This window comes from Rothia nasimurium, assembly GCF_004569295.1.
GTDB classification, from domain to species: domain Bacteria; phylum Actinomycetota; class Actinomycetes; order Actinomycetales; family Micrococcaceae; genus Rothia; species Rothia nasimurium_B.
In genome coordinates this window covers 1-1,076 of record NZ_SPQC01000099.1, presented here as the reverse complement: position 1 = coordinate 1,076, position 1,076 = coordinate 1, and the positions used below count along the sequence as shown (strand labels likewise).

At 41.8% G+C, this 1,076-nt stretch carries 1 protein-coding gene; it reads left to right on the top strand.

Translation table 11 applies throughout. From position 1 onward, the window contains the following. On the top strand, positions 1-183 hold a 183-nt coding region (locus E4U03_RS13270; RefSeq protein WP_209304183.1), incomplete at its 5' end, for a hypothetical protein. Positions 184-1,076 lie beyond the last annotated feature (893 nt).

The window sequence follows — 1,076 nt, the reverse complement described above, 5'->3', positions numbered from 1 at the left end:
ATCAAAAATAATATTTATTTAACGTTTAACACCAAAATTCCACCAATTTGCATAGAACCGAACCTTACTAGCTCCACCGCAAACACCTGGGAGTTTTTTAAAAAATCCACCCCCCCCCCCCCAAAAAAACATCAGCCAGGTTCTCAATATCCCTACCAGAGAACAGTCAAACTTATAAATTAAACATTACCGCGAAATACCCTGACACGGCACCCATTACAAGACTCATTGAGGTGGAATTACTAAGCGACAAGTTAAACAAATACTCAGATATACACAAATCAATTCAGCACCCCACCCTTTAGAAAAACAGAAGAACAGAATTAGAAACTACACCCCATAATCTAATAGCATATTTCCTTTCAATTTACCACCCATAAAATCAGCACATCAACACGCCAAACATCTCACGCATTATTTTCATGTACTAAATAACGATTATGCTCGCGACACAAAATTCTTTACACCTAAGGGACTGGACACAGAGAGCAGCTTAAGTTCTGGGTAAATTTTTATCATTGGCAAAGCAGCTATACACCTACTGATTTAAAAAGCATACATTTACTTAAAATAATCGGGCACTCACACATGCTTTCATCCCAGAATAATAATTAGTAAGCAGCATAGAAACTCTAACTATTTTATTTGAAATCTATTGAATACTAATTTCATTTTCTATGCCATGCAGCTTCAACGTATGAGCTTGCGCCATAAGGGTCTAGTTTTCCTTTGGTGCTAATCTGACCGCCAGCTCCACACAATCCGAGGCATCCCCTCACAGCAAGCCTCCATCTAACTTTCATGCCCCAATAGGAATATACACCTTGCTGTCACCCAACTGTCTCGCATGAGACAGTTACCTCCTACCCGAAAGTTCCATACATATGGAAGTGGAAGCACCACCTGCAAAAGGGGGACTTCCGCTTTTCCCGCACCCTGTTTCCACTTCCACTTTTGCCGCTTCCGCTTTTCCCCATCCACCTTCCACTTCCACATTCCCGCCCAAAAGTGGAAGTACCCCATCTCCCTACTTCCACTTTTGCAACTTCCACTTCCGCCTTCTCTCAGGCGCAAGA